General features: G+C 27.9%; 25 protein-coding genes and 1 riboswitch. Of the genes, 7 read left to right on the top strand and 18 right to left on the bottom strand.

Annotated features, from left to right (window positions below; translation table 11 throughout):
* Nucleotides 1-17: 17 nt before the first annotated feature.
* The 11 genes from pdxR to ACYUDJ_RS07315 all read right to left on the bottom strand — a co-directional run bounded on the left by pdxR (nt 18) and on the right by ACYUDJ_RS07315 (nt 10,688).
* Nucleotides 18-1,469, bottom strand: coding sequence for a MocR-like pyridoxine biosynthesis transcription factor PdxR (gene pdxR, locus ACYUDJ_RS07365; RefSeq protein WP_043031257.1), 1,452 nt, complete (start codon nt 1,467-1,469; stop codon nt 18-20).
* 298 nt (nt 1,470-1,767) lie between these two features.
* Complete coding sequence (locus ACYUDJ_RS07360; RefSeq protein WP_030033359.1) at nt 1,768-2,211, bottom strand: threonine/serine exporter family protein; 444 nt, start codon at nt 2,209-2,211, stop codon at nt 1,768-1,770.
* The gene (locus tag ACYUDJ_RS07355; RefSeq protein WP_043031255.1) at nt 2,205-2,963 is read right to left on the bottom strand and encodes a threonine/serine exporter family protein; all 759 of its coding nucleotides are present in this window, start codon (nt 2,961-2,963) and stop codon (nt 2,205-2,207) included. Before ACYUDJ_RS07355 ends, ACYUDJ_RS07360 begins: the two co-directional genes overlap by 7 nt.
* A 420-nt stretch (nt 2,964-3,383) precedes the next feature.
* The gene (locus ACYUDJ_RS07350; RefSeq protein WP_043031253.1) at nt 3,384-4,160 is read right to left on the bottom strand and encodes a DUF169 domain-containing protein; all 777 of its coding nucleotides are present in this window, start codon (nt 4,158-4,160) and stop codon (nt 3,384-3,386) included.
* Nucleotides 4,161-4,188: 28 nt separating this feature from the next.
* Entirely contained in the window at nt 4,189-4,890 is a 702-nt protein-coding gene (locus ACYUDJ_RS07345) for an ABC transporter ATP-binding protein (protein WP_043031251.1), read from the bottom strand.
* A gap of 1 nt (nt 4,891) precedes the next feature.
* Nucleotides 4,892-5,629 carry an ABC transporter ATP-binding protein gene (locus ACYUDJ_RS07340; protein ID WP_043031249.1) on the bottom strand — a complete coding sequence of 246 codons (738 nt, stop codon included), beginning with the start codon at nt 5,627-5,629 and terminating at the stop codon, nt 4,892-4,894.
* A gap of 11 nt (nt 5,630-5,640) precedes the next feature.
* Nucleotides 5,641-6,585, bottom strand: coding sequence for a branched-chain amino acid ABC transporter permease (locus ACYUDJ_RS07335; protein ID WP_043031247.1), 945 nt, complete (start codon nt 6,583-6,585; stop codon nt 5,641-5,643).
* Entirely contained in the window at nt 6,586-7,458 is an 873-nt protein-coding gene (locus ACYUDJ_RS07330; RefSeq protein WP_043031246.1) for a branched-chain amino acid ABC transporter permease, read from the bottom strand.
* 3 nt (nt 7,459-7,461) lie between these two features.
* Entirely contained in the window at nt 7,462-8,604 is a 1,143-nt protein-coding gene (locus ACYUDJ_RS07325; protein ID WP_003488334.1) for an ABC transporter substrate-binding protein, read from the bottom strand.
* Nucleotides 8,605-8,759: 155 nt separating this feature from the next.
* Entirely contained in the window at nt 8,760-9,662 is a 903-nt protein-coding gene (locus ACYUDJ_RS07320; RefSeq protein ID WP_003488332.1) for a D-alanine--D-alanine ligase, read from the bottom strand.
* Between the two features lie 468 nt (nt 9,663-10,130).
* Nucleotides 10,131-10,688 carry a hypothetical protein gene (locus ACYUDJ_RS07315; RefSeq protein WP_043031244.1) on the bottom strand — a complete coding sequence of 186 codons (558 nt, stop codon included), beginning with the start codon at nt 10,686-10,688 and terminating at the stop codon, nt 10,131-10,133.
* A gap of 162 nt (nt 10,689-10,850) precedes the next feature.
* Nucleotides 10,851-10,952, top strand: a riboswitch (TPP riboswitch).
* Between the two features lie 81 nt (nt 10,953-11,033).
* Between ACYUDJ_RS07315 and thiD the strand changes: the two genes are divergently transcribed.
* The 4 genes from thiD (at nt 11,034) to ACYUDJ_RS07295 (ending at nt 14,786) form a co-directional block, all read left to right on the top strand.
* Nucleotides 11,034-11,834 (top strand): bifunctional hydroxymethylpyrimidine kinase/phosphomethylpyrimidine kinase, encoded by an 801-nt coding sequence (gene thiD, locus ACYUDJ_RS07310; protein ID WP_043031242.1) that lies wholly within the window; start codon nt 11,034-11,036, stop codon nt 11,832-11,834.
* Nucleotides 11,835-11,904: 70 nt separating this feature from the next.
* Nucleotides 11,905-12,696, top strand: a complete 792-nt coding sequence (gene thiM, locus ACYUDJ_RS07305; RefSeq protein ID WP_043031240.1) for a hydroxyethylthiazole kinase — start codon at nt 11,905-11,907, stop codon at nt 12,694-12,696.
* Nucleotides 12,687-13,304 (top strand): thiamine phosphate synthase, encoded by a 618-nt coding sequence (thiE, locus tag ACYUDJ_RS07300; RefSeq protein WP_003488322.1) that lies wholly within the window; start codon nt 12,687-12,689, stop codon nt 13,302-13,304. Before thiM ends, thiE begins: the two co-directional genes overlap by 10 nt.
* 270 nt (nt 13,305-13,574) lie before the next feature.
* The gene (locus tag ACYUDJ_RS07295; protein ID WP_043031238.1) at nt 13,575-14,786 is read left to right on the top strand and encodes an EAL and HDOD domain-containing protein; all 1,212 of its coding nucleotides are present in this window, start codon (nt 13,575-13,577) and stop codon (nt 14,784-14,786) included.
* A gap of 154 nt (nt 14,787-14,940) precedes the next feature.
* On the opposite strand, the gene ACYUDJ_RS07290 is transcribed toward ACYUDJ_RS07295, so the two are convergent.
* The gene (locus ACYUDJ_RS07290; RefSeq protein ID WP_043031236.1) at nt 14,941-15,669 is read right to left on the bottom strand and encodes a class I SAM-dependent methyltransferase; all 729 of its coding nucleotides are present in this window, start codon (nt 15,667-15,669) and stop codon (nt 14,941-14,943) included.
* A gap of 218 nt (nt 15,670-15,887) precedes the next feature.
* Between ACYUDJ_RS07290 and ACYUDJ_RS07285 the strand changes: the two genes are divergently transcribed.
* Both ACYUDJ_RS07285 and ACYUDJ_RS07280 read left to right on the top strand, forming a co-directional pair.
* Nucleotides 15,888-16,691 (top strand): amino acid ABC transporter substrate-binding protein, encoded by an 804-nt coding sequence (locus ACYUDJ_RS07285; RefSeq protein WP_043031235.1) that lies wholly within the window; start codon nt 15,888-15,890, stop codon nt 16,689-16,691.
* Between the two features lie 12 nt (nt 16,692-16,703).
* Complete coding sequence (locus tag ACYUDJ_RS07280) at nt 16,704-17,339, top strand: amino acid ABC transporter permease (RefSeq protein WP_043031233.1); 636 nt, start codon at nt 16,704-16,706, stop codon at nt 17,337-17,339.
* A 328-nt stretch (nt 17,340-17,667) separates the two neighbouring features.
* On the opposite strand, the gene ACYUDJ_RS07275 is transcribed toward ACYUDJ_RS07280, so the two are convergent.
* The 4 genes from ACYUDJ_RS07275 to ACYUDJ_RS07260 all read right to left on the bottom strand — a co-directional run bounded on the left by ACYUDJ_RS07275 (nt 17,668) and on the right by ACYUDJ_RS07260 (nt 19,853).
* A complete protein-coding gene (locus ACYUDJ_RS07275) occupies nt 17,668-17,889 on the bottom strand; it encodes a hypothetical protein (protein WP_043032376.1) in 222 nt (73 codons plus the stop codon).
* A gap of 103 nt (nt 17,890-17,992) precedes the next feature.
* Entirely contained in the window at nt 17,993-18,391 is a 399-nt protein-coding gene (locus ACYUDJ_RS07270; RefSeq protein WP_043031231.1) for a GNAT family N-acetyltransferase, read from the bottom strand.
* A gap of 49 nt (nt 18,392-18,440) precedes the next feature.
* On the bottom strand, nt 18,441-18,899 hold the full coding sequence (locus ACYUDJ_RS07265) for a glyoxalase/bleomycin resistance/dioxygenase family protein (RefSeq protein WP_043031229.1): 459 nt from the start codon (nt 18,897-18,899) through the stop codon (nt 18,441-18,443).
* Nucleotides 18,900-19,136: 237 nt separating this feature from the next.
* A complete protein-coding gene (locus ACYUDJ_RS07260; RefSeq protein WP_043031227.1) occupies nt 19,137-19,853 on the bottom strand; it encodes an MBL fold metallo-hydrolase in 717 nt (238 codons plus the stop codon).
* Nucleotides 19,854-20,371: 518 nt separating this feature from the next.
* Here ACYUDJ_RS07260 and ACYUDJ_RS07255 point away from each other — a divergent pair.
* The gene (locus tag ACYUDJ_RS07255) at nt 20,372-21,304 is read left to right on the top strand and encodes a patatin-like phospholipase family protein (RefSeq protein ID WP_043031226.1); all 933 of its coding nucleotides are present in this window, start codon (nt 20,372-20,374) and stop codon (nt 21,302-21,304) included.
* A 141-nt stretch (nt 21,305-21,445) separates the two neighbouring features.
* On the opposite strand, the gene pepT is transcribed toward ACYUDJ_RS07255, so the two are convergent.
* Together pepT and ACYUDJ_RS07245 are read right to left on the bottom strand one after the other, a co-directional pair.
* Entirely contained in the window at nt 21,446-22,672 is a 1,227-nt protein-coding gene (gene pepT, locus ACYUDJ_RS07250; protein WP_043031224.1) for a peptidase T, read from the bottom strand.
* A gap of 75 nt (nt 22,673-22,747) precedes the next feature.
* Nucleotides 22,748-24,439 (bottom strand): methyl-accepting chemotaxis protein, encoded by a 1,692-nt coding sequence (locus tag ACYUDJ_RS07245; protein ID WP_003488292.1) that lies wholly within the window; start codon nt 24,437-24,439, stop codon nt 22,748-22,750.
* Nucleotides 24,440-24,540: the final 101 nt, after the last annotated feature.

The following is a 24,540-nucleotide window of genomic DNA, read 5'->3' as shown; positions in this document are numbered from 1 at the left end:
ATTTAACAAAATTTTCACTAAATATAATTATTTATAAGTTTTTTTGCTGAATTTCCTATAATTTTAAAACCTTTTTCTATTTCTTCTAAAGAAACTCTAGATATACCTAATCTAAAAGTGTCTTCTCCTTTGTTATCTACATAAAATATGTCTCCTGGAGTAAAAATTACTCCTCTTTTGCAACACTCTTTTAATAATTCTCTTGATTTTATATTTTTTAATTTTACAAATATATGAAGACCACCTTCTCCTGTTATATATTGTGCAGGTATATATTTTTTAGCACATTTTAAAGCAAATTCATATTTTTCTTTATATATTTTCCTAGCTTTTTTAATATATTTTTCAAAATTTCCACTCTTTAAATATTCATATAATATAGCCTGATCTAAAAAGGATGTATGGATATTTCTACTTCTTTTTACACTTTCTAAATAGTCTATGAGCTTTTCATCTCCTAATACCCAACCTATTCTTATTCCAGGGAAAAGTACCTTTGAAAAGCTTCCTATATAGATAATACTATTACCCTTGCCAGAAAAAGCAATCATAGGAGATACATGATCACCAGAATATCTTAGTTCTTCGTTAAAACCATCCTCTACTATAGGTATGTTATTATCTTTTAATATATTGTATATTTTTATTCTTTTTTCTGGACTCATAACTATACCTGTAGGGTTATGATAAGAGGGTACCAAATAAGCTAATTTTATATTGTTTTTACCTATAGTCTCTTTTAATTTATCTATATTTATACCGTCTTTGTCCATATCAATACCTACAATTTCAATATCATGCATTTTCATTATTTTTATAGCTGTATTATGAGTAGGATTTTCACATAATACTTTATCTCCTTTTTGTATTAGAGAAGATAATACGATATCAAATCCTTCTGTAAAACCATTAGTTATCAATATCTTTTTATTTAATGTATCCACTCCTTTATTTTTCATATATTTCATAATATAATTTATTAAATCCCTATATCCTATAGCATAACCGTAATTTAATATTTTTTCTCCTTCTAAAGAAAATCTATTTAAAAAAGCTTTTTTAAATTCCTCTAAATCAAATAAATTCTCATCTGGAGAAATACTTTTAAAAGATATCATTCCCTTTTCCCAGTGGATTTCATGTTTTATAATATCTAAACTTTCAGCTTTCTTAGCATAATCGTTTATATTCTTTTCCCAATTAACTGTCCATTTTTCTTCAACATGAATGTTAACATTAGAAACAAAAGCTCCCTTTCCCTTTTTCATATATATAAATCCATCATCCTCTAAAAACTCATAAGCAGATATAATAGTATTCCTACTAACCTTAAGCATAGAAGCTAACTCTCTAGTAGATGGCAATTTTTCATCTTTTCTTATCATTCCCTTTAGTATCATAGATTTTATATAATCACTTATCTGAATATATACTGGTGAATTTTTATCTAATTTTATATCAAATAACATAAAATTCCTCCCAAAAGCTCATTGTACAAATCAAATCTGAAGATATATTTAATTTTAATTCCACAAATATAAAAATTACCTTATAAATCAACTCATTTCGCTAAGAAATTCTAAATTGGGCTACATTAAAAATTTTCTACCCGCTAGAGGCGCCATCCGTAGCTTCACCATCGGCTCCTCACGTCCTGTGAGGAATTACGCAAATTTTAAATTCCGCCAAATTAAGAACTTCTAAAGCTTATTCGCATGGTTTATTGCGCATATTTTTTATATTTGTTACATTAAAATTAAATATGCTTTATTTCACTCTTTTAGTTTGTGTTATTTTCGTAATAAACCTAACAGTAGTGGAAGAAAGCATTATGCCAAAAGCAATTGCTCCACCTACAGCTACAGTTTGAAATCCCTTAGAATAGGCTAAAGAATAATTTTGCTCAACTATAGAATTTATAGCATAATAAGCAGTAATTCCTGGTACCAATGGGAATATACCTGGTATAGAAAACTGCATAGCAGGTGTTTTAAGCTTTCTTGCCATAAATTCACTATATAACCCTACCATAAAAGCTCCAACAAAGGATGCCATAACAGGGCTATATATATAATTATATACTATAAGATATGCCGTCCAACCAATGGAACCTGCAAAACCAGTCCATATTATTTTTTTTCTATCAATATTAAAGAGTACAACGGGAAACACACTTCCGAAAAACGCTAATATAATTTGTTTTATCACCACTTAACACCTACTCCCAATGTCAATGCTGTAGCAATTCCTGCTCCCATAGCAGTTACTACTAGCATTGCCTCTCCAAACTTTACTATACCAGACATAAAATCATCATAGATAATATCTTTTATACCATTTGTAAGTGGCACTCCTGGAACTAATATCATTATTCCTCCAGTTATAATGTTTCCTCTACTTACAAGTGGGAATATATTTTCCGCAACTAAACTTGATATTCCTATGATAAAGCCTGCAAAGAAAAATTGAAAAAATTGAAAAAATCCAACCTTAGATACCCTATCTAACATGTAATAAATCCCCATACTAATAAAAGTTGAAACAATGGCATCGTAAATTGTACCATTAAAAAATAAGGAATAAACAAAGGAAGTCATGCCTGCAGCCACAATCCTTACTGGTAAACTGAAAAATGGCAGGGAATCTATTTCTTTTAAAGTTTCTTTAGCTTCATCATAGGAAATAGGATTATCTTGAAGGCTTCTAGAAAAAGAATTAAGGCGATCTATTCTAGCTAAGTCTACTCCTCTTGTTTTTACTTTTTTAAGTGAAGTTACCTTTTCATTATTATCATCTATAATAGACAAAAAAACACCCTTAGCAGTAACCATACACTCACATTGTAAATTATATGCCCTACAAATTCTCTCAATTGTCTCTTCAACTCTATAGGATTCTGCTCCATTACTTAGAAGCATTTTCCCTACAGAAAGTGAAATCTCTAAAACCTGCTTAGCTTCCATATTTATACCCCTTCACCTATTTATTTTACACACCCACTTCAAATAAATAATGTATTTAATACCATATTCTATTTATAAATAATATATCAAATTTTTTATACAATTGTAATATATTTAATTAAATAATTTCTAGTTACATTAAATACTATAGGAATTCTACCTATTATCATTAAAAATGATGAAATTCCTACTATTTAAACACAATAAAACATTACAAAATAAATATAATAAAAGCTTAACTATACTTATTATAATCTACAATAAATATAAAATAAGCACTATAGAGATTATTTACTCTGAATAATCTGCATAGCGCTTTATATTATGCCAATTCAATACTAATGTTTTAATAAAATTTTTTTGAAACCGGATCTAACATAATTAGAATTTATTTTTTATAATCTAAGTTTAATCATAATATTACTTATAATTAACAAAATAGTTTTCATTATACTTTACATCAATATTATTTTCTATATTTTTAGACTTTAATTCTATCTCTTTTTTCTTACGATTTGGCTCGGTTGGATTTAATGTTTTTAATATTCCATTTTCAATGTCTTTAAGCTTATTAAATGGAAATCCTACCCCCATATCACTTTCATCCCATTTACAAAAAAATCTTGTTCCAGAACACAAAGTTGATATATTAATATCATTGTTTTCGTAAGGAACTGCTGTACATTCAGAACATATTCCTTGATTGCCGCCTAAAGTTATATTTTTATGTACTCCATATTTATAAGTATATGCCTGAACTATTCTCATTACACTATATGGATTAGTTATAATAACAACTACATCTGGCTCTTCTACAAAATTTTCTAAAGGTCTAATTTCTATACCATATATTGAATGATTTATAAATGTAATATCCTTTTGTACCTTTTTAGCCGTAGCTAAGCTATCATATAGGCCATGTTTTCCATAGTGCTGTCCTGAGTCTATATAATTATTACTAGAAATTATACCTAAAGCTCTTGCAGAGGCTAAACATTTAAAATTTTCTTCATTAGCTTTAAATTCTCTTCCATTAGAAGCCATCTTCACCATATAACAATAAGTTACTTTGCTATTTAATTTAGGAATATCCAACTTTTCAAAATGGTCTTTTGTAAATATAAATTTAACCCCTACCATTTTTCTCTCTAAATTTAATGTAGCATATAAATTCTGGCATATATTTTTTATATCCATAAAACTAACCTCTCTTTTAATATGAACTCTACCTTCCAAGATAAATTTTTTTAATAAAATTACTTTTAATCAATTCTTCTGTGCTACCCTCTAATACTATTTTGCCGTTTTCTAGGGCATATCCTCTATTACACACTTCTAGGGCCATAGAAGCATTTTGCTCAATTAAAAGTATAGATGTTCCTTCCTTATTTATAGATTTTATAGTTTCAAAAACTTCCTCCACCATAATAGGAGCCAATCCCATAGAAGGTTCATCTAGTAATATCAACTTAGCGCTAGATAGGATAGCTCGTCCTATAGCAAGCATTTGTTGTTCTCCTCCACTTAAACTACCTGCCAATTGGGTTCTTCTTTCTTTTAATCTTGGAAATCTTGTATAAACCTCTTGTAATTTTTCATCTTTAGTACCTTTATTTATCTTGTTACAAAAGGCCAAAAGTAAATTTTCCTCTACTGTGATCAAAGGAAATATGCCTCTACCTTCCGGAACTAAACATATCCCCTTTTGAGCTATTTTATGAGTGCTCATCCCTTTTAAAGATTCCCCATAAAAAGAAATATCTCCAGTATATTTTAATTGTGCTGTTAATGCTTTTAATAATGTAGATTTTCCAGAACCATTATTACCTATTATAGTTACTATTTCCCCTTCATTAACGTTTATAGATATTTGCTTTAGGGCAGGAATAACCCCATAATTTACATTAATATCTTTAACTATTAACATGTTAAATCTCCTTTATACCTTTACCCATATAAGCTTTTATTACATTATCATCATTGCTTATTTCCTCTGGGCTACCTTCAGCAATTTTTTTCCCGTAATCTAATACTAGAATTCTGTCACATAACTCCATTATAACTCCCATGTCATGCTCTATGATAAGTACTGTTATATTGAAATTTTCTCTAAGTATATTGATTAAATTTTTCAAATCCCGTTTTTCATAATTATTCATACCCGCGGCTGGTTCATCTAAAAGTAATACCTTAGGTGAAATAGCCAAAGCCCTAGCTATTTCTACTTTTCTTTGCTGTCCATAGGGTAAATCAGAGGCCATATTGTTAATTACTTTTTCTAATCCTACAACTTTTAAAATATCAAAGGTTTCTTCCATATAAGGATTTAATTTAACAAGTTTTTTTAATTCACTTACCCTACCTACTAAAATATTTTCAAGAACCGTTAAAGAATTAAATAATCTTATATTCTGAAAGGTTCTTGCAATACCTAATCTACTTATTTTATAAGGTTTCATTCCCGTTATTTTTTTATTATTTAAAAATATATCCCCTTTACTTGGTTTATATATTCCTGTAATAGTATTATATAATGTAGTTTTACCAGCTCCATTTGGTCCTATAACCCCTAATATCTCTCCTTTTTTCACTGAAAAATTCAGATTATCTATTGCAGTTATTCCCCCAAAATTTATATTTAAATCTTTTACTTCTAATATGTTCATATATACCCCTTCTATGATTTATATGTAAATTTCTTTCTATATTTCAATCCGTAAATTCCATCAGGTCTAAATACAATCATCAATACTAAACCTAAACCATAAAATAACATTCTATAATCATTAAATTCTCTTAAAAGCTCTGGAATAATTGCCAAAACTATAGCTCCAATAATTGATCCAACTATATTTCCTTTTCCCCCTATTATAACCATAGCTAAAATAGTTATAGATTCTTTAAACATAAAAGACTCTGGACTTATAAAGGAAACATAAGTTGCATAAAATCCTCCAGCTATACCTGCTATAAAAGAGCTTATTATAAAAGCAAAAAATTTTATGCTAGTTATATTTACCCCTAATGATGTAGCTGCTATTTCATTTTCTCTAACAGCTAACATAAGTAATCCATGATTGGAATAAGTTAATTTATATAATATAACAAAGAAAATCACAAATAAAAATAATATTAGATAATAAAATCCTAAGTTTTTATCCTTAAATATACTTAAAAATTCTGGATTAGGTATAGAGGAAATACCCATAGGCCCACCGGTTACTTTATCCCAATTTAACAATATTAATTTTACTATTTCTCCAAATCCAAGAGTTATTATGCAAAGATAGTTTCCTTTTACACGTAAAGATGGTATACCTAAAAATATTCCACATATGCCTGCTAACAATCCCCCTAATAACATAGCAATTATAAAAGGCAAGTGAGCATTAATCATAAGTATACTAGTTGTATAAGCCCCTATACCATAAAAAGCAGCATGTCCTACAGAAATTTGCCCTGCATTACCGCTAACAAAATTAAGACTCATACTTAATATGCTATATAAAAGTATAGTTATAATAATATGCAGAATATATTGATTTGTAATCATAAAAGGTGCTACAAGCAATATTGCCAAAATTATTAAAAACATAATTTTGTTATTTTTAAATAACTTCATCTATACTTTCTCCTTAATTTCTTCACCAAATATTCCATTAGGTTTAATAATTAATACTAGAACTAATATTATAAAGGCTATTCCATCTACATAAGATGTAGAAATATAAGCTCCAACTAAACTCTCAGATACTCCTAATATATATCCTCCAACCAACGCTCCTGGAATACTTCCAATACCACCTAAAATAGCAGCAGCAAAAGCCTTAATCATTACGCCACTTCCCATAGTGACATAAAGAGCATCGTAATACATACTACTTAATATTCCTGAAACCATAGCTAATATAGTAGCTAAAGAAAAAACTATCATAGTAATTTTATCCGTTTCTATTCCCATAAGTTCTGCATATTTTCTATTATAAGACAGTGCTCTTATCTGTAATCCAATATTACTTTTCATTATAAATTTATATAAAATTATCATTAAAGTTATAGAAAATAAGAAAATAAATATTTGTATATTAGACAGCTTTATTGAAGCAATAGAATATGTTCCTTTAGGTATATTTATTGGAAAAGGTATTATTTCCGTTCCCCATATAAGTTGTCCTAAAGCTTCTAACATTATAGAAACTCCTAATGAACTTAAAAGGGGAGCCATTGTATCTCCTTTTAATACTGGTTTATAAGCTATAAAATATAATAAAACCCCTATAAGTCCAGTAATAACTATAGTTAAAATAATAGCTAAAATTAATGGTATTTTAAATATGCTTACCATGGTAAAAAAAACAAAAGTTCCAAACATTAATATTTCACCATGAGCAAAGTTTAACATTTTTAATACACCAAAAATCATATTAAAACCCAGGGCAGCCAAACAATATATGCTGCCTAGGGTAATTCCATTTACTAATACTTCTATAATCATATGTTATTTCTTCCATTCAACAAATTTTCCATCTTTAACTATGAATCTTATTAGATTCTTTTCTGCATCTCCACTTTTTTCAAACTTAGTATTTCCTGTCACTCCAGTATAAGTTCCCATATTTTTTAATGCCTCATTGATTTTTTCTCTATCATTTCCACCCTTTTTAATTCCTTCTATTAATATCTTAGTTGCATCATAAGAATAAGCTGCAAAACTACTTGGAGCTTGGTTATATTTCTTTTTATATTTTTCTGTAAATTCTTTTACTTTTTCATTTTCAAGATTAGTAGAAAAAGATCCTATAGTAAATATTCCTTCTGCATCTTTACCTGCTAAATCTACTAATGATTTTGAAAGTAATGGAGTAGGGCCTGCTACTTTAGGATTGTATCCTACATTATGAGCTTGTTTAAGAAAAGCACCTGCATCACCATAAAAAGATCCCATTATAATTATATCTGGATTTTTACTTTTTACTTTTGTTATTATACTTCCAAAGTCTTGAGTTTTAGGCATGTAACTTTCTTTAGCTACAACTTGTCCTCCATTTTCTTTATAAAAATTATCTACACTTTCCGCAACACCTTTACCATAATCGTTGTTTACATATATAATAGCAACTTTTTTATAATTCATATCTTTTAACATCCATTTTGATAATTCTTTTCCTGTTGTTAAATCTGATGGAGTTACTTTTCTATAATATTCACTGCTACCACTTAAAGCTGGTGCTGAACCACAAGGTCCCATCATTGGAATTTTAGCTTTAGTATAAATAGGTATTCCAGCTAAAGTACATGGTGCAGAAAAGCTTCCCATAACCGCCATAATATCTTTATCTGATGAATATTTATTTGCAATGGATGCAGCCTCCTTTGGCTCTCCCTTATCATCTTCGTAAACTAATTCTATTTTTTTCTTGTTAATTCCCCCTTCTTTATTAACTTCATCAACTGCTAATTGAGCTGCATTTAATATACTTTTACCATCCTGTGCCATAGCTCCAGATAATGGTGCTACTAATCCAATCTTTATAGTTCCATCTTTCTCACTTGAGTTTGATTGGCAACCAACTAAACTACTTAATACTAATATGCTAGATAGTGCAATTAAAGATTTTTTCTTAAATTTTGCAAATTTCACTATAATTCTCTCCCCTTTTTATTGTTTTTTAACTATTTTTTAATTATTTTTTAATTATTCTTTAACAGAATATCATGTAAAAAAACTTCATTCAAATAAAAAATACTTATAGATCACTTACCATCTATAAGTATTTTTTATCCTAATTTATTTTATTATCTTTCTACTTCTAATGAATATTTAACTATTAAATCTAATAATTCTGCAAAGGATATTCCTACTGCATTAGCACTCTTAGGGAACAAACTATTTTTTGTCATACCAGGTAATGTATTTAATTCTAATACATAAGGTACTCCCTCTTTAACTATCATATCTACCCTTACATATACTTCACATTTCAATTCTTTCCAACAAGCTAAGGCCATTTCTTCTACCTTTTTATGAAGATTTTCTTCTAATTCTATAACCACTTCATCTGATCCACCATCTGCATATTTTGCTGTGTAGTCAAAGAATTCTGCATGTGGTCTTATAGCTAATACTGGTAGCATTTTCCCATTTAGCATACAGCAAGTTATTTCTTCACCTTTTGTATAATTTTCTATCATAACTTCTTTATCATATTTTAATGCAAGTTCTACTGCTTCTTTTATTCCCTCTTTATTTTTTACTAAGTTTGTAGCTACACTAGAACCACCGCTATTAGGTTTTACGAACACTGGATACCCTATTTTTTCTATAGCTTCGTAATCTATATTCTCTACACTAGATACATTTACCCAATCTGCTGTATTTATATTAGCATATTTTAAAATTTTCTTAGTCATATCTTTATCCATACATATAGCACTTGTTAAAGGACCACATCCTGAATAAGGTATATCTAAAGTTTGAAGAACTGATTGAACTGTTCCATCTTCACCAAACTCACCATGCAATGCTAGGAAAGCAAAATCTATACCCTTAGCTTTTTCCATAACATCTTCTTTTTTATCTATAATAATAGGAATAATTTCATGTTCTAAAAGCTCTAAATATTTTATAACTTCTCTACCAGAATTTAAGGAAACCTCTCTTTCTGTAGATATTCCACCCATTATAACTCCAATTTTCATTATTTACTCCTCCAATATCTATATATTAATGTTATTGATATTAACTTTAAGATAAATATTTTTTATGTTTACTATTTCTTTATTTATAATAAATCCTATCATCCTAATCTTATTAATTAAGAGTATATACAATATATAATAAACTTTTATTATATATTACCACAGATTTTATTTACCCTCTTACTATATTCTATACATTTTTTAAGTATAATAAAGTACCACCTAACTTGTTTTTTACTTTGCAGGTGGTCCCTCAGGATGAACACCTTGCCGCTAAGCAGTGATTCCCACTACCAAGGCTATAACGGACTTTCACTCTCAAGTTGCTACCCATGCTGGGCACACCAACAAAAATATACTGTCTAATGGAGCATTACTTTTAATAATTTAATTAATTCTTATATTAAAAATTTTAGGACTGTTACATAATGATTAAAAATCACCATGTAACAGTCCCTAGCTTTTTAATTAACCTGTATAAATATTATCTATATAATACTTATCTTTATATTTTACTATATCAATGTATTGAAATTTACCTATTATCCAATTATTTTCTCTATCTTGTCCATTACCTGCACGCCAATAATTACTTTCATCTGTACATTTAATATCATATGTCATTAAAAATGTGAATCTATTTCCTTCTTGTTTTTCAAACTTTGCCTCTGTTATCCTATAATCAGTAAGGGTTAGTACAACTGTACCTCCACCATTATTTTTAACATACTGCCAGTTCGTTCTCATACTGTTTATATATTCATCAAATAAACTTATAGCAATCTTTTTTTTCTCTTTTTTAGGAATATTACGAACAGAATATATTTCGCTAACAAGTTTGTCTTTTTCATCTTTATTTAGCTTATCTATCATATTATATATTTTACTATTATCCTCTACTTGTTTTTCTGATTGTTTTATAAAATATTGATACGGAGATTTATTTTCATTTTTATAAAATAAATATATTATTAGACATGTAGCAAAAATAGTAATAATTATTAATAATTTTTTTTTATTTTTCATAATTTCTCCTAATAAATAATATAAAACTAATTATAATTTTATTATAGATTTAGTATTAAATCAACAAATATTGGAAAGAACCATTTTTATTCTAGCATTAATATTTAAATATTGAAAATTAAACCTATTAAGTATAAAATGAAACTATAAAATCAAATGTCCTTTATGTTGTGGGGGTGCCTTGGGGCTGAGAAGATTTAAACATCTAACTCTAATAACCTGATCCAGATAATACTGGCGTAGGGAAGCAACTTATCTAATAATAGATTTTTATAAGATTTATTAAAAAGATGTATTGCTTTTCGATACATCTTTTTTTATTTATTACATAGGAGGTTTTTTATTATGAAAAAAGTTTTAACTATAGCTGGCTCTGATAGTTGTGGAGGAGCTGGTATTCAAGCAGACATAAAAACTATGAGTTCCTTAGGGGTATACGCTATGAGCATTATAACTGCTGTAACTGCTCAGAATTCCATAGGTGTACAAGATGTTCATGAAGTACCAAAGAATATGGTTGAAGCTCAAATCAAATCTATATTTGATGATATAGATGTAGACGCTATAAAAATAGGCATGCTTTCCAATTCTGAAACTATAAAATCTATAAAAAAATACTTAGAAAAATATAAGGCTAAAAACATAGTTTTAGATCCAGTTATGGTTTCTAAAAGTGGTTATTTTCTCCTCAAACCAGAGGCTGTAGAAGAACTTAAAAATTTAATTTCTATATCTTACATTGTAACTCCTAATATACCAGAGGCTGAAGTTCTAAGTGGAATGAAAATCAATTCAGAAGATGATATGAAAAAAGCCGCCACTATAATCCAATCCATGGGAGTTAAAAACGTTTTAGTTAAAGGTGGCCATAGATGTAATGATGCAAATGACATACTTCTTTATAAAGATAACTTCATAACAATTCCTGGCAACAGAATAGAAACTAAAAATACTCATGGTACTGGTTGTACATTATCCTCTGCTATAGCTTCTTATCTAGCTAAAGGATTTAATATAGAAAAATCAGTATCTCTATCTAAAGAATATATTACAAAAGCTATTGAAAATTCCTTCCCTATTGGTGAAGGGGTAGGTCCTGTTGGGCATTTTATAGATCTTTATAAAAAATCTCACTTAGATTATTAAAAAATCCTGCTGTGCTATTATTAAATGTTAACTATAATAATCTATAAATTAAATAAAAGGAGCGATCTATATGAAAAATAAAAATGTTATACAAAAAATGAGAGAAAAAACCCCACTTATTCACTGCATAACTAACTATGTTACTATAAACGATTGTGCTAATATACTTCTTTCCTTTGGGGCTTCCCCTGCTATGTGTGAAGCCTATGATGAAGTTTATGAATTTGCATCTATATCATCAGCCTTATATATAAATTTAGGAACTCTAACTAAAGAACAAGAAACCTCAGCGGTACTTGCTTCCATATCTGCCAAAAATCATAATGTACCTGTGGTTATAGACCCTGTAGGATGCCCTGCTATAAAAAGAAAAATTCAAGTTATAAATAGAATAGCTGAAGTTGGCAAAATAGATATTATCAAAGGAAACATAGGAGAAATTAAATTTTTAGCAGGAATGAATTCTGAAACTAGAGGTGTGGATTCTTTAGATAATGGTGAAAATGCTTTAGAAGCTTGTACACAATTAGCAAAAAAATATAATTGTGTTGTGGCTGCTACTGGTGAAAAAGATTTTGTATCCGATGGAAAAAGCGGTTCTATAATAAAAAATGGTACAGAAATGCTAACTAAAGTAACTGGAGCTGGTTGTATGCTTGGTGCCCTATGTGCTGCTACCTGTGCAAATTTTGAAGATAAATTAGTATCTACTACAGCCGCCATATTATCTATGAATATTGCTGGAGAAAAAGCATACGAAAAAGCACAGCTACCAGGTAGTTTTAGAATTGCTTTAATAGATAATATATATACACTATCTGATGAAGAAATTTGGAAAAGAGGTAATGTAGAATGGATTTAAATTATGAACTTTATTTAATTACAGATAGAAGATTTTTAAAGGGACGTGAATTAAAAAAAGTTGTAGAAGACGCTATCCTCGGAGGAGTAACTATAGTACAGGTTAGAGAAAAAGACGTATCTACTAGAGAATTTTATAATGTAGCTAAAGAAGTAAAAGAAGTAACAGACCATTACAAAGTTCCTATAATTATAAATGATAGATTAGATATTGCTCAAGCTATAAATGCTCACGGTGTTCATTTAGGTCAAAAAGATATGCAGCTTAATATAGCTAGAAGAATTTTAGGTAAGGATAAAATAATAGGCATATCTGTAGGAAATATTAAAGAAGCCTTAGAAGCTGAAAATAATGGTGCAGATTATCTAGGAATAGGAACTATATTCCCTACAGGTAGTAAGAAAGATGTGGATGCAATTATTGGTATCGATGGATTATCAAAAATAAAAAATAATATATCTATCCCCTCTGTAGCCATAGGTGGCATAAATAAAACTAACTTTAAAGATGTTTTAAACACTGGTATAGAAGGAATTTCTGTAATTTCAGCCATATTAGGTGAAGATGATATAAACATTGCTGCGAATAATCTTTTAATAAATAAATAACTTCATTAATTTAATACTGTAACTTAAAATAGATTTAATTTTAATACATTAATGATGAAATATCAGCATACTTTTTATCTTAGTAGTATTAGAATTAAATCTATTATTTTTTAGCATGTCCATTTTTCTACTCTAATATATTTAATATAAAAAATTAAGTTTTTACACTAAAATTAAAGTTTACACTTAGTATTTACTTAATTTAGTAGACTTCTGTTTATTATATATATTAGAATATACTTAAAATAAACTTTTATTGGGGGAATTTTTTTGGATACATTTGTTGCTAGACAACCTATTTTTGACATAAATGAAAATGTAGTAGCCTATGAATTGTTATTTAGAACTAATAATGAAGATAATAAATTTAATAATATAGATGGAGATATAGCAACCTCTAAAGTAATAATTAACAGTTTTCTATTAATAGGAATAAAAAACTTAACTGATGGCAAAAAAGCTTTTATCAATTTTACAGAAAATCTTATTTTAAATGATATAGCCTCACTTCTCCCAAAAGAATATGTAACAATAGAAATTTTAGAAAATGTAACTCCCTCTAAAGCTATAATATGCTCCTGTAAAAAATTAAAACAAGAAGGATATACTATAGCATTAGATGATTTTGTTTTAATGGATAATTTAAAAGAACTAATAAAATTAGCAGATATTATAAAAATAGATTTTACTATTACTAAAGGCGCTGAAAGAAAAGAAATTATAGATAAAATACTTGAAATAAATAACAGAATAAAATTTCTAGCTGAAAAGATTGAGACTAGAGAAGAATTTACTGCCGCTGCCTCTATGGGATATTCTTTATTTCAAGGATATTTTTTTAGCAAGCCTACCATATTTAACGAAAAGGATATTCCTATACATAGCACTACTAAATATAAAATCTTAAAAGAAATAAATAAGGAAAGTATAGATTTTAACTATCTAGAAGAATTAATTAAAACAGACTTATCCTTATATTACAAACTACTTAAATTTATAAATTCATCTTTTTCTTTTAAGAAAAATATAACCTCTGTAAAAAAAGCTATAGCTTTAATTGGTGAAAAACAAACTATAAGATTTATTTCATTTATATTAGTATATGATATAACAAGTAACAACAAAGAATATGTAAAGACAACCTTAGTAAGGGCAAAATTTCTAGATCTTCTATCTAAGAAAACAAATTATATAAACAAATCAGATGAATTATTTTTTATGGGACTATTTTATGGAATAGAAGACTTTCTAAATAAACCCTTAAAAGATATTTTACATGATCTTCCTATATCTGAAGATACCAAATCCGCTCTTCTTGGCAAAAAAAATAAGCTAAATTATATACTTAATCTTGTATTAAACTATGAAAAAGGTAAATGGAAAAAAGTTAATGCTATATGTAAACATCTGAATTTATCTCCTAATGAATTAACTACTATTTATATAAATGCTCTAAATTGGACAAATAAATTCAATCTTTAAGTAATCTATATAATTTAATTTTATAAATAAAAAGTATAAGATAGAATCTTTGTAATGAAATTTTTATCTTATACTTTTTTATATTAATCTATTATACTGTTTTATATAAATTAACATTAACCCTATTTTTAAAATAAATTTTAAAATATAATAGTTACTTTTTAGTAACTTCTAATATACTTGAGGCAGGATAGGTATCTAAAAAATACTTTGGAGATATATTTACCTTCAATCCTTTGTCCAACAATATTTTTTCATATTCATCTATATACATAGAATCTGAAATTATTAATTTCCCACCTGATTTTAAAACTCTTAACATTTCTTCTATGGCCATTTTTCTCTCTTGTACATCTTCTATATTGTGAATACATTGTTTGCTTACAATTACATCAAAAGTTTCATTTTTAAAGGATAAGGCTGAGGCATTTTGAGTTTTTGTTTTAACCTTATCTGCTACACCTTCTAATTCTATATTTTGATTCACATAATATTTAGTTTTATCCAATATACCTTTACTATTCCATATATCTATACCAGTTACTTTTCCTGATCCATTCTTTAGTTTTTTAGCCACCGCTATAGCTAAAATACCTTTTCCAATACCTACATCTAATACATTTTCATTCCCTGTCCAATTAACCTTAGAAATTATTCTATTTATGTGTTTAAATCTTCCTACAAATATAAAATTTATTATTCTTAAACCATTAACTATAAATAATATGGATATGAATAATATAAAATAAGCTATATAACTTTTTATTTCTTTATGTTGAAGAAGAAACATAAAAGTTATCAAACCTAGAATTCCTGCAGAGAAAAACTTAATAGCACTAAAATAATTATTTGGACCATAATATGGCTTTGTATATTTCTTCATATTATATAACACTCCCTTCTTAATTTTCTCCCATTGATAATTGTAGATTTTATCATTAATAAAAAAAATTTTCAAGAAAAAATTTTTAGTTTATTTCTGTTACAACTATTATATATATGAAAAACTATAAATTATGTTACAATCTTCGATTTTATTACTTTACAAATTCATCATGCTAAAGTATAATATAATAAAATAAAACAAGGGGGATTTTTTATATGAAGAAAAAGAATATATTATTTTCAATTTTAATAATGGGGTTAATCTTTATGCTAACAGGCTGTGGTAACAAATCAAAAGAAGATACTTCCCTTAAGGATATCAAAAACAAAGGTGAATTTGTTGTAGGTTTAGATGATAGCTTCCCTCCTATGGGATTTAAAAATGATAAAGGTGAAATAGTTGGATTCGATATTGATTTAGCTAAAGAAGTAGCTAAAAAAATGGGAGTTAAAGTGGTATTTAAGCCAGTTCAATGGGATGGTGTAGTTCTTAGTTTAAATAATAAAGATATTGATGTTATTTGGAATGGACTTACTATAACTGAAAAAAGAAAAGAACAAATAAATTTTTCAAAACCTTATGTAGAAAATAAACAAATAATAGTTGTTAATAATGACTCTAATATAAAGTCAAAAAAGGATTTAAATAAAAAAACTGTAGCTATACAATTAGGTAGTAGTAGTGAAGTTGCTTTAGACTCAGATAAAGACTTTGTAAAATCATTAAAAGAATTAAAAAAATACTCAAATAACACTGAAGCACTTATGGATTTACAAGCAAAAAGAGTTGATGCTGTTGTAGTAGATGAAGTAGTTGGTAGATATTATATTAGTAAAAAGCCTAATGTATTCAAAGTATTAGATGAAGACTTTGGAGGAGAATCTTATGGAGTAGGTTTTAGAAAAACCGACAATAGCTTTAGAGAAGCAGTGGATAAAGCTTTAGATGAGGTTATAAAAGATGGAACCGCAGATAAAATATCTGAAAAATGGTTTGGTAAAGGAATCTTAAAAAAATAGGATGTGATGAATGTGTCTAATTTCTCAGATATAACTATATTTATATTAAAAGGCAGTATTATTTCTTTTAAATTATTCATAGTAACAATAATATTTTCTATTCCATTAGGTATTTTAATAGCAATGGGAAAAAATTCTAAAATTAAACCTTTAAAAATTATCTTAAGTGCTTATACTTGGATATTTAGAGGAACCCCTCTAATGCTACAATTATTCTTTGCCTATTTCGGGCTTCCCGTAATAGGCATAAGATTAGAACCATTAACCGCAGCTTATTTAACATTTATAATTAACTATGGAGCGTATCTGGCAGAAACCTTTAGAGCAGGTATAGAATCTATTGATAAAGGACAAGTTGAAGCTGCTAAAGTATTAGGTTTTACCTACAATCAAACTATGTTTAAAATAATTGTACCACAGGCTATAAGAAACGTTATACCACCAATATGTAATGAAAGTATAAATTTAATTAAAGATTCTGCATTAGTAGCTGCCATAGGAATAGGAGATATGCTAAGAGCTGCAAAGGAAGTAGTAACTAGAGATTTCACTATAACGCCTTTCTTTATAGCTGCAGCTATATATTTATTAATAACCGCACTTTTAGTACTCATATTTAGGACTTTAGAAAAAAAATGTGCATATTAAGGAAATTATAGCTTAAAAGGTAGTTATACCAACAGCCTATTAAAAAGGGATATGTGTCTAGAAAGGCGCCTCAATTCACTAAAAGATTCTAATTTGTTTTTCATAAAATATATTGGTAAAAAATGAAACTCGCTAAACGCTCAAACAATCATTTTTTACCTAATATATTTTCAAAAAACGAATAAGAATCTCTAAACTTTTTCGAATGCCTTTTACGACACATATCCCTCTTTTTAATAGGCTGAAGTTAGCATAACTCTTTAAAGATAATTTCCTATAGACAAGAGAGGTATAAAAGGGATGAGTTTTAATTAGTATTATATTAAATTTATAACCAAGATAATACCTCTATTATTGCTGGAATTAAATCTTTTTTTATCTTCTTAATATCTGTTTCAGGGGCACTAACTTCTAATGCTTTTAAATTATCTATTAATTTTTTAATTACACCTTTTTTATCGCTATCTTTATCATATTTATTCTCTAATTCTTCAAGTTTTTCTAATACTTCTTTATCTTGATCATTGCTACTGTTATGTGAAGAATTCAGAATTATTACCCCCTTAAACTTTCAATTATACCTTTTAAAACTATTGAACAATATAAAAAATATATAATTATACTTACTTCCCATAAACAAGAGATTGCTGTTTTTATTTCTTTCTCCATACTCCACCATGGCATGGATTAAAGCCACAACTCATATAAAAAGGCATATTTTTTTCCTCAAATGTTACTGTTACAATAGAAATCCCTCGCTTCTGAGATTCTTTTAATAACTTTTGTACTAAAGCCCTTCCGATGCCTTCCCCTTGATAATTGGGATGTACAATAATATCCTCCATATATCCATGCTCTATACCTGGGCCTACAATATACCCAAATGCAATCAAACTACCATTCTTATCGCGTAAACCTGCCCAAAACAAACAGTGCTTAAACAAAGCTGGATAATCGTTATCTCTCCGCTCCCACCCTACTGATTGACGGAGGTTTGGAACCTCATGATTTAGAATTTTAGGATTAATTAAAATATGATATACATTCCTCATTTAATTACCTTCCTTTTATTATACAATATCATACTAATACTCATTATCCTTATTTACACATTTCAACAAATTCAATAGGATGTTGAATAATTTTTGACGTTTCCTCTATGGAATACCCCTCATCAAGATAACGCTTTGCTATAATCGACATAGATTCTCCTATCTCTATAATATGATGATCTGGGTCATAAATACGAACGACTCGTTGTTGCCACTCATGTTTCTTAGGCTGATGAACGTATTCAATATTTCCATACTTTTGTATCTTTTGCATAAATGCTTCAAAGTCATCTACCTCAAAATACAATTCCATATTATTTGACCTCTCTATAACAGAATCACTAGGCAAGTCTGTAAGCCATGCAAAATCCTCTTGTATTGCAAATCCACCACTAAATGTTACATTTTTACCCAAATCAAGAATAACTTTTTGGTCAAACAATTCTTCATAGAACTGTTTAGAAACATTAACATTTTTAACTGCTAATAATGCCAATTTAAATTCCATATAAAATTCCCCTTTATATAAATAATATTTTATGATAACCTATATTTTTTCATATTTAAGCAGAAAAGTAGAATCTTTGATCTTGTATTAGTTGCTTACTCCACCTATGTAAAAAAGTAGAGTTTCATTAAATATTGTTTCTTCATAAGCCGAATAAATCTTTAAAGTATGTTCCATATATCAAGCTTTCCATTCTATTCTATAAATTCAACTATACATACACACATCTACTCTATTTTAAATTTCTGTAAGCTTTCCTTGTAAATACTCTAATAATTCAGCTTTGTCTGTATGCTCATTATGACCTTCTATAACAATATCAAATTCAATTTCTGATAAAATACTAATAACCTTTTTTAGCTTATCTTTATCATAACTTTCTCCATGGTATAAATCTTCACATACAGCATCTCCAATAAATAATATCTTTTCTTCTGGCAAATAAAAAATTGTTGAATCATCACTATGACATCCACCTATTTTTATCATCTGGCAAGTAATTCCACCTAAATCAAGCATAAGATAATCATTAAATATCATGTCTGCACTAATAACTTCAATTTTATCTTTTTCAGGATATTCTTTCTTAATCATACTATTACAAAATTCAATTTCTTCACCTATTTCCACTCGCTTGTCCATAGATTCCTCATCCCATTTCCATTGTCTCATCTTATATAGCTGCTTATTAGTTAATGAATTTGCAATAATAACAGCATTTGTTGCTGAAAGACCGAAGGTGTGATCCCAATGCCAATGCGTAATAGCCACAAATTTAGGATGCGATAATTGCCTTTTATCCAGCTCCTCCATATAAATTGCCACATGATTAGCTGAATTACCTCCATCTATCATTAGAGAAAATTTATCTCCCTTAATATATCCCAAAACAGGTCTATCTGTATCTTCATTATGTTCCAAATAATAAACTCTTTCAGTTAATTGTTTAAACATATATTCACCCCATTTTTTATCTTTATTATTTTTTATTGCGATATAATTATTTTATATTTATAAAAATTACCTATGTTTATTTATATTTTTCGTTTTGAAATTTCTTTTTCCGTGCATATTTTCTAAATCCCAATATATTCCCTGTAATATTTGTGATACTTTACTATTATTAACAAATAAACTTTTACAAATATATACTAAATAATAATTTAATTTTATACATTTTAAGGATTAAATTCAATACAATTTAAGGATTAAATTCAATACAATATATATTTTTACTTATGTACTTTATTTTTATAGCTATCTATTGAACAAAAGTATTTCTTGGTTTAATTCTCTACCTTTAAATGTGTTAAATCATAATTTCCTTATATTGTATTTTTATTGTATAATCTATATAAAGATTGTTAAGATTAACTTATACATAGTTAAAAACTAATTTTATTTGATTTATGTATGCGTTTTTATATTAAATTAACTTATGCGCAATTAAAAACTAAGGGAGGTTTCTATAATTGAAGTGTAATGCTGTATTAGATAGTGGTGGCATTAGAGGTATTGGCACAATTGGCGCTTTAAACCATATGGAAAGTAAAGGATTTACTTGGAATAATATTGCTGGAACTTCTGTTGGAGCTTTAATAGGAGCATTACTAGTTTCTGGATATACTGCAAAAGATTTAAAACATATAACTGTAAATACAGACTTTATGGAGCTTCTTAATAAAGAAGGCATTCAAAAATCTACATTTGTTGGTAAAGCAATAAATTTCTTTAAGTTTAATGGAGTTTATTGTGGAGATTTTATAGAAAAATGGATTGATGATATGCTTAAAGTTAAGGGAATAAATACTTTTAGCGACCTTATGAATAACGGTACTTGTAAACTAAAAATAATAGCTTCAGATATCACTGAAAAAAGAATGATTACCTTCCCTGATGACCTTTATATTTATGGATTTAGCTTAAGCAATTTTAGAGTTTCTAAAGCCATTAGAATGAGTATAAGTATACCATTTTTCTTTAAACCTGTAGAATTTATTCATGGTGATGGTTTAAGTTATATAGTAGATGGTGGTGTTTGCTGTGCTTATCCAATTTCTATATTTGATAGCTACAATGATAAGGAAAATGTGCCTACAATAGGTTTTAAATTTGATAATATTGAATTAAGTAATACTAAACAAGGTAAAAATGATCCTCTATCCTTTCTATTTGACATAGCCGATACCATGAATAAAAAAGACTCTAAAGAATGGATGACAAATAAAAATATAGATAGAACTATACTAATTCCTACCCTAGGAATTAGTTCCACAGACTTTGATTTATCCAAAGAAAAAACTTTAAAACTATATAAATCCGGATATAAATCCGCTGAAAAATTCCTTGAAACCTGGGATTTTGAAGAATATAAAAATAAATATAAAGAACAAGGTAGTGCTTAAATATAGAAAAGATAAAAAAATACATTCATAAGCAAATTGAGTGGTTCATGAATGTATTTTTTATATTTAGGGTCTTAAAATTAATTTTTCCTTTTAATAAATCTTATATTTAATAAAAAACAATACTAAATGAAAAATTTATTATCTATTAGCATATAGTTCAGCTATTTTAACTACAAGTTCTGCTGCTTTTTCCATTGATAGCACTGGAACAAACTCAAATCTTCCGTGGAAATTATGTCCACCTGCAAATAAATTTGGAGTTGGTAATCCCATAAAAGATAGTCTTGAACCATCTGTACCACCTCTTATAGGCACTAATATTGGCTCAATATCAATAGCTTTCATAGCATCATGAGCTATATCTACCACATATTTTACTTCATCTATTTTTTCTTTCATATTGTAATACTGGTCTTCTACTTCTACACATACTATTTCTTTATTGTATTCTTCATTTATTTTTTTACCAACTTCTTTTATTTGTTCTTTTCTTTCTTCAAATTTTTTTCTATCAAAATCTCTTATAATATAATTTAGTTCTGCCGTTTCTACTTCACTCTTTACAGATAATAGATGGAAAAATCCTTCATATCCTTCTGTTTTTTCTGGCACTTCATTTTCTGGAAGCATATTTATAAACTTATTAGCTACTAATACTGCATTTGTCATTTTATTTTTTGCTGAACCTGGATGAACATTTCTTCCTTCTATGATAACTTTAGCTTTTGCAGCATTAAAAGTTTCACATTCTAACTCTCCGATACCGCCACCATCTAAAGTATAGGCTAAATCTGCCCCAAATTTTTTCACATCAAAGTGATCTGCTCCTTTACCCACTTCTTCATCTGGAGTAAATCCAACTTTTATAGTTCCATGTTTTATTTCTGGATGATTTATTAAATATTCCATAGCTGTAACTATTTCTGCTATTCCAGCTTTATCATCTGCTCCTAAAAGAGTATTTCCATCTGTTACTACTATATCTTGTCCTTTATATTCTAGTATTTCTGGGAATTCATCAACTTTTAATACTATATTTTTTTCTTTGTTTAAAACTATATCTTGTCCCTCATATTTTTCTACAATTCTAGGATTAATATTAGTTCCTGATAAATCTGGACTTGTATCCATATGTGCTATAAAACCAACTGTTTGAACTTCTTTTTCTATGTTTGATTCTAAAGTAGCCATAACATATCCATTTTCATCTACAGATACATCCTTAAGTCCTATAGTCCTTAATTCTTCTCCTAATTTTTTTGCAAACTCTAATTGAGTTTTAGTAGTTGGTACAGTTTCTGATTCCTCTGATGATTGGGTATCTATTTTTATATACCCTAAAAATCTTTCTAATACATCTTTCATTAATAATCCCCCTCCAAAACAAATTTTGGTTTTTATTCTTATTTTTGTAATTGTTTACTTATATTTTACAATATACTATTGTTCTATGCAAACATCTCCCATTACTACCGCTTGAATATTTCCATCTTTATCTTTTAATGGAATAGCTATAGCTATACAATAGTTGTAACTAACACTAGATATATATGGTTTGCTGGCATATTTCTCTCCTAGAATAGCCTTTTTAAAATAAGGTCTATGGGAAAAATCATCATTTCCTTTTGTTATAGGTACATTAGCAGATTTCATTATGCCCTCTTTATTTATTACCCCAATATATTCAAATTGATTATTTGCCTCTACATACTTTTTACATATGTTAGAACAGGCATCTACACTTAATCCATTAGAACTTATTTCTCTGCTTACTTTTTCTAATATATTAAATCCTTCATTAACTAGTTGTTTTTGCTCTTCTTTTATAGTTATATTGGTTACAAAAGCTTTTAATTCACTATCTATTTCATCTGTACATCCATTCATTTCTTTTATTAATTGAGTTATCTCATTTATTGATGCAGATTGTTCTTCTACTGCTGCAGAAATTTCTTCTGTCATAGAAGCACTTTGCTGAGCCCCTGAAGCTATAGTTTCCATCAATTGATCTACTTCTTTAGATATTGTAGTATTTTTATCTGATAAATCATATATTTGTTCTACTGAATTATATGTTTCATCTGTTGAAGATATTATTTCATTAAATGATTCCTTAGACTCGTCTGCATAAACTATATCCTCTTCTACTTCTTTACTTTGCTTTTCTGCTTCTTCTGTTATATTGCTTATCTGATAATTAATTTTTTCTATTAATTTTCTTATTTCTCCAGCAGATTCTGAGGATTGCTCTGCAAGCTTTCTTACTTCATCCGCTACCACTGAGAAACCTTTACCATGCTCCCCTGCTCTAGCAGCTTCAATGGCTGCATTTAATGCAAGCAAATTAGTTCTTTCACTTATTTCTGTTACTACATCTGTTATTTTACTTATTTCTTCTGCTTCGTTTTCTAATATTTTTACATTTTTAGCTAATTTTTTACTAACATCTCCTGTAGCTTTTATTTTGTATATCATAGTTTCAAAAGTTTTTTGATTTTCCTTTATTGTTTTAACCATTTCTTCAGCTATATTTTTAGTATTTTGGGCTTTTTCTGCTATTACAACTGAGTTTTCCGCCATTTCACTTGTATTGTTTCTTGTAGATGTGGTTGAATCTGCTTGAGTTGTTGCTGTTTCTGCTACAGAAATTACAGAGGATGCTATATTTTCTGTAGCCTGGTTACTATCTAATGCATTTTCATGCAATGTATTTGATATAATCCTATTTTTTTGTGATATTTGTAATAAATCTGATAATATCTTTTTAGTATTTTTAACTATAGCATTTACACTTACTCCAATAGGTGCTAAAGGCCCATTTTCTGGCACCCTAGTTGCAAATTCTCCCTTAGATACTCTATCTATTATTTCCGCTACTTCTTCTATGGATCTGTATGCTTTAGTCACAAAAACCTTAACCATTATATAAGAAACCGCCAGCATTACTATAAACATTATAACTATAAATTTTAAGTAGGAACTGCTAAAGCTTGCTAATAAATTAGAATCATTATTTCCTAACCCTTTTAAAATAGATCTAGTCCCAACAAAAAAAGTGGCACATAATATAAGTATTAATGCATTAAACAAAAGAGCTATTTGTCTTATAAGCTTATTTTTCAAGCCACTCACCAACCTTCCTTAAATTTATGAAAATTTTAATTTTACATAATATATATAATTTTCTACAATATTATTTTTTTCCCTTCTTATTTGTTAATTTTTTTACAAAC

The organism is Clostridium sp. CTA-6, assembly GCF_054768115.1.
This window is presented reverse-complemented; position numbering and strand designations above follow the sequence as displayed.

Excerpts from the sequence above, each read along its gene's own strand:
- pdxR (WP_043031257.1), bottom strand. The coding sequence starts at position 1,469 with ATGTTATTTGATATAAAATTAGATAAAAATTCACCAGTATATATTCAG.
- ACYUDJ_RS07355 (WP_043031255.1), bottom strand. The coding sequence starts at position 2,963 with ATGGAAGCTAAGCAGGTTTTAGAGATTTCACTTTCTGTAGGGAAAATG.
- ACYUDJ_RS07350 (WP_043031253.1), bottom strand. The coding sequence starts at position 4,160 with ATGGATATAAAAAATATATGCCAGAATTTATATGCTACATTAAATTTA.
- ACYUDJ_RS07345 (WP_043031251.1), bottom strand. The coding sequence starts at position 4,890 with ATGTTAATAGTTAAAGATATTAATGTAAATTATGGGGTTATTCCTGCC.
- ACYUDJ_RS07340 (WP_043031249.1), bottom strand. The coding sequence starts at position 5,629 with ATGAACATATTAGAAGTAAAAGATTTAAATATAAATTTTGGGGGAATA.
- ACYUDJ_RS07335 (WP_043031247.1), bottom strand. The coding sequence starts at position 6,585 with ATGAAGTTATTTAAAAATAACAAAATTATGTTTTTAATAATTTTGGCA.
- ACYUDJ_RS07330 (WP_043031246.1), bottom strand. The coding sequence starts at position 7,458 with ATGATTATAGAAGTATTAGTAAATGGAATTACCCTAGGCAGCATATAT.
- ACYUDJ_RS07320 (WP_003488332.1), bottom strand. The coding sequence starts at position 9,662 with ATGAAAATTGGAGTTATAATGGGTGGAATATCTACAGAAAGAGAGGTT.
- ACYUDJ_RS07315 (WP_043031244.1), bottom strand. The coding sequence starts at position 10,688 with ATGAAAAATAAAAAAAAATTATTAATAATTATTACTATTTTTGCTACA.
- thiD (WP_043031242.1), top strand. The coding sequence starts at position 11,034 with ATGAAAAAAGTTTTAACTATAGCTGGCTCTGATAGTTGTGGAGGAGCT.
- thiM (WP_043031240.1), top strand. The coding sequence starts at position 11,905 with ATGAAAAATAAAAATGTTATACAAAAAATGAGAGAAAAAACCCCACTT.
- thiE (WP_003488322.1), top strand. The coding sequence starts at position 12,687 with ATGGATTTAAATTATGAACTTTATTTAATTACAGATAGAAGATTTTTA.
- ACYUDJ_RS07290 (WP_043031236.1), bottom strand. The coding sequence starts at position 15,669 with ATGAAGAAATATACAAAGCCATATTATGGTCCAAATAATTATTTTAGT.
- ACYUDJ_RS07285 (WP_043031235.1), top strand. The coding sequence starts at position 15,888 with ATGAAGAAAAAGAATATATTATTTTCAATTTTAATAATGGGGTTAATC.
- ACYUDJ_RS07270 (WP_043031231.1), bottom strand. The coding sequence starts at position 18,391 with ATGAGGAATGTATATCATATTTTAATTAATCCTAAAATTCTAAATCAT.
- ACYUDJ_RS07265 (WP_043031229.1), bottom strand. The coding sequence starts at position 18,899 with ATGGAATTTAAATTGGCATTATTAGCAGTTAAAAATGTTAATGTTTCT.
- ACYUDJ_RS07260 (WP_043031227.1), bottom strand. The coding sequence starts at position 19,853 with ATGTTTAAACAATTAACTGAAAGAGTTTATTATTTGGAACATAATGAA.
- pepT (WP_043031224.1), bottom strand. The coding sequence starts at position 22,672 with ATGAAAGATGTATTAGAAAGATTTTTAGGGTATATAAAAATAGATACC.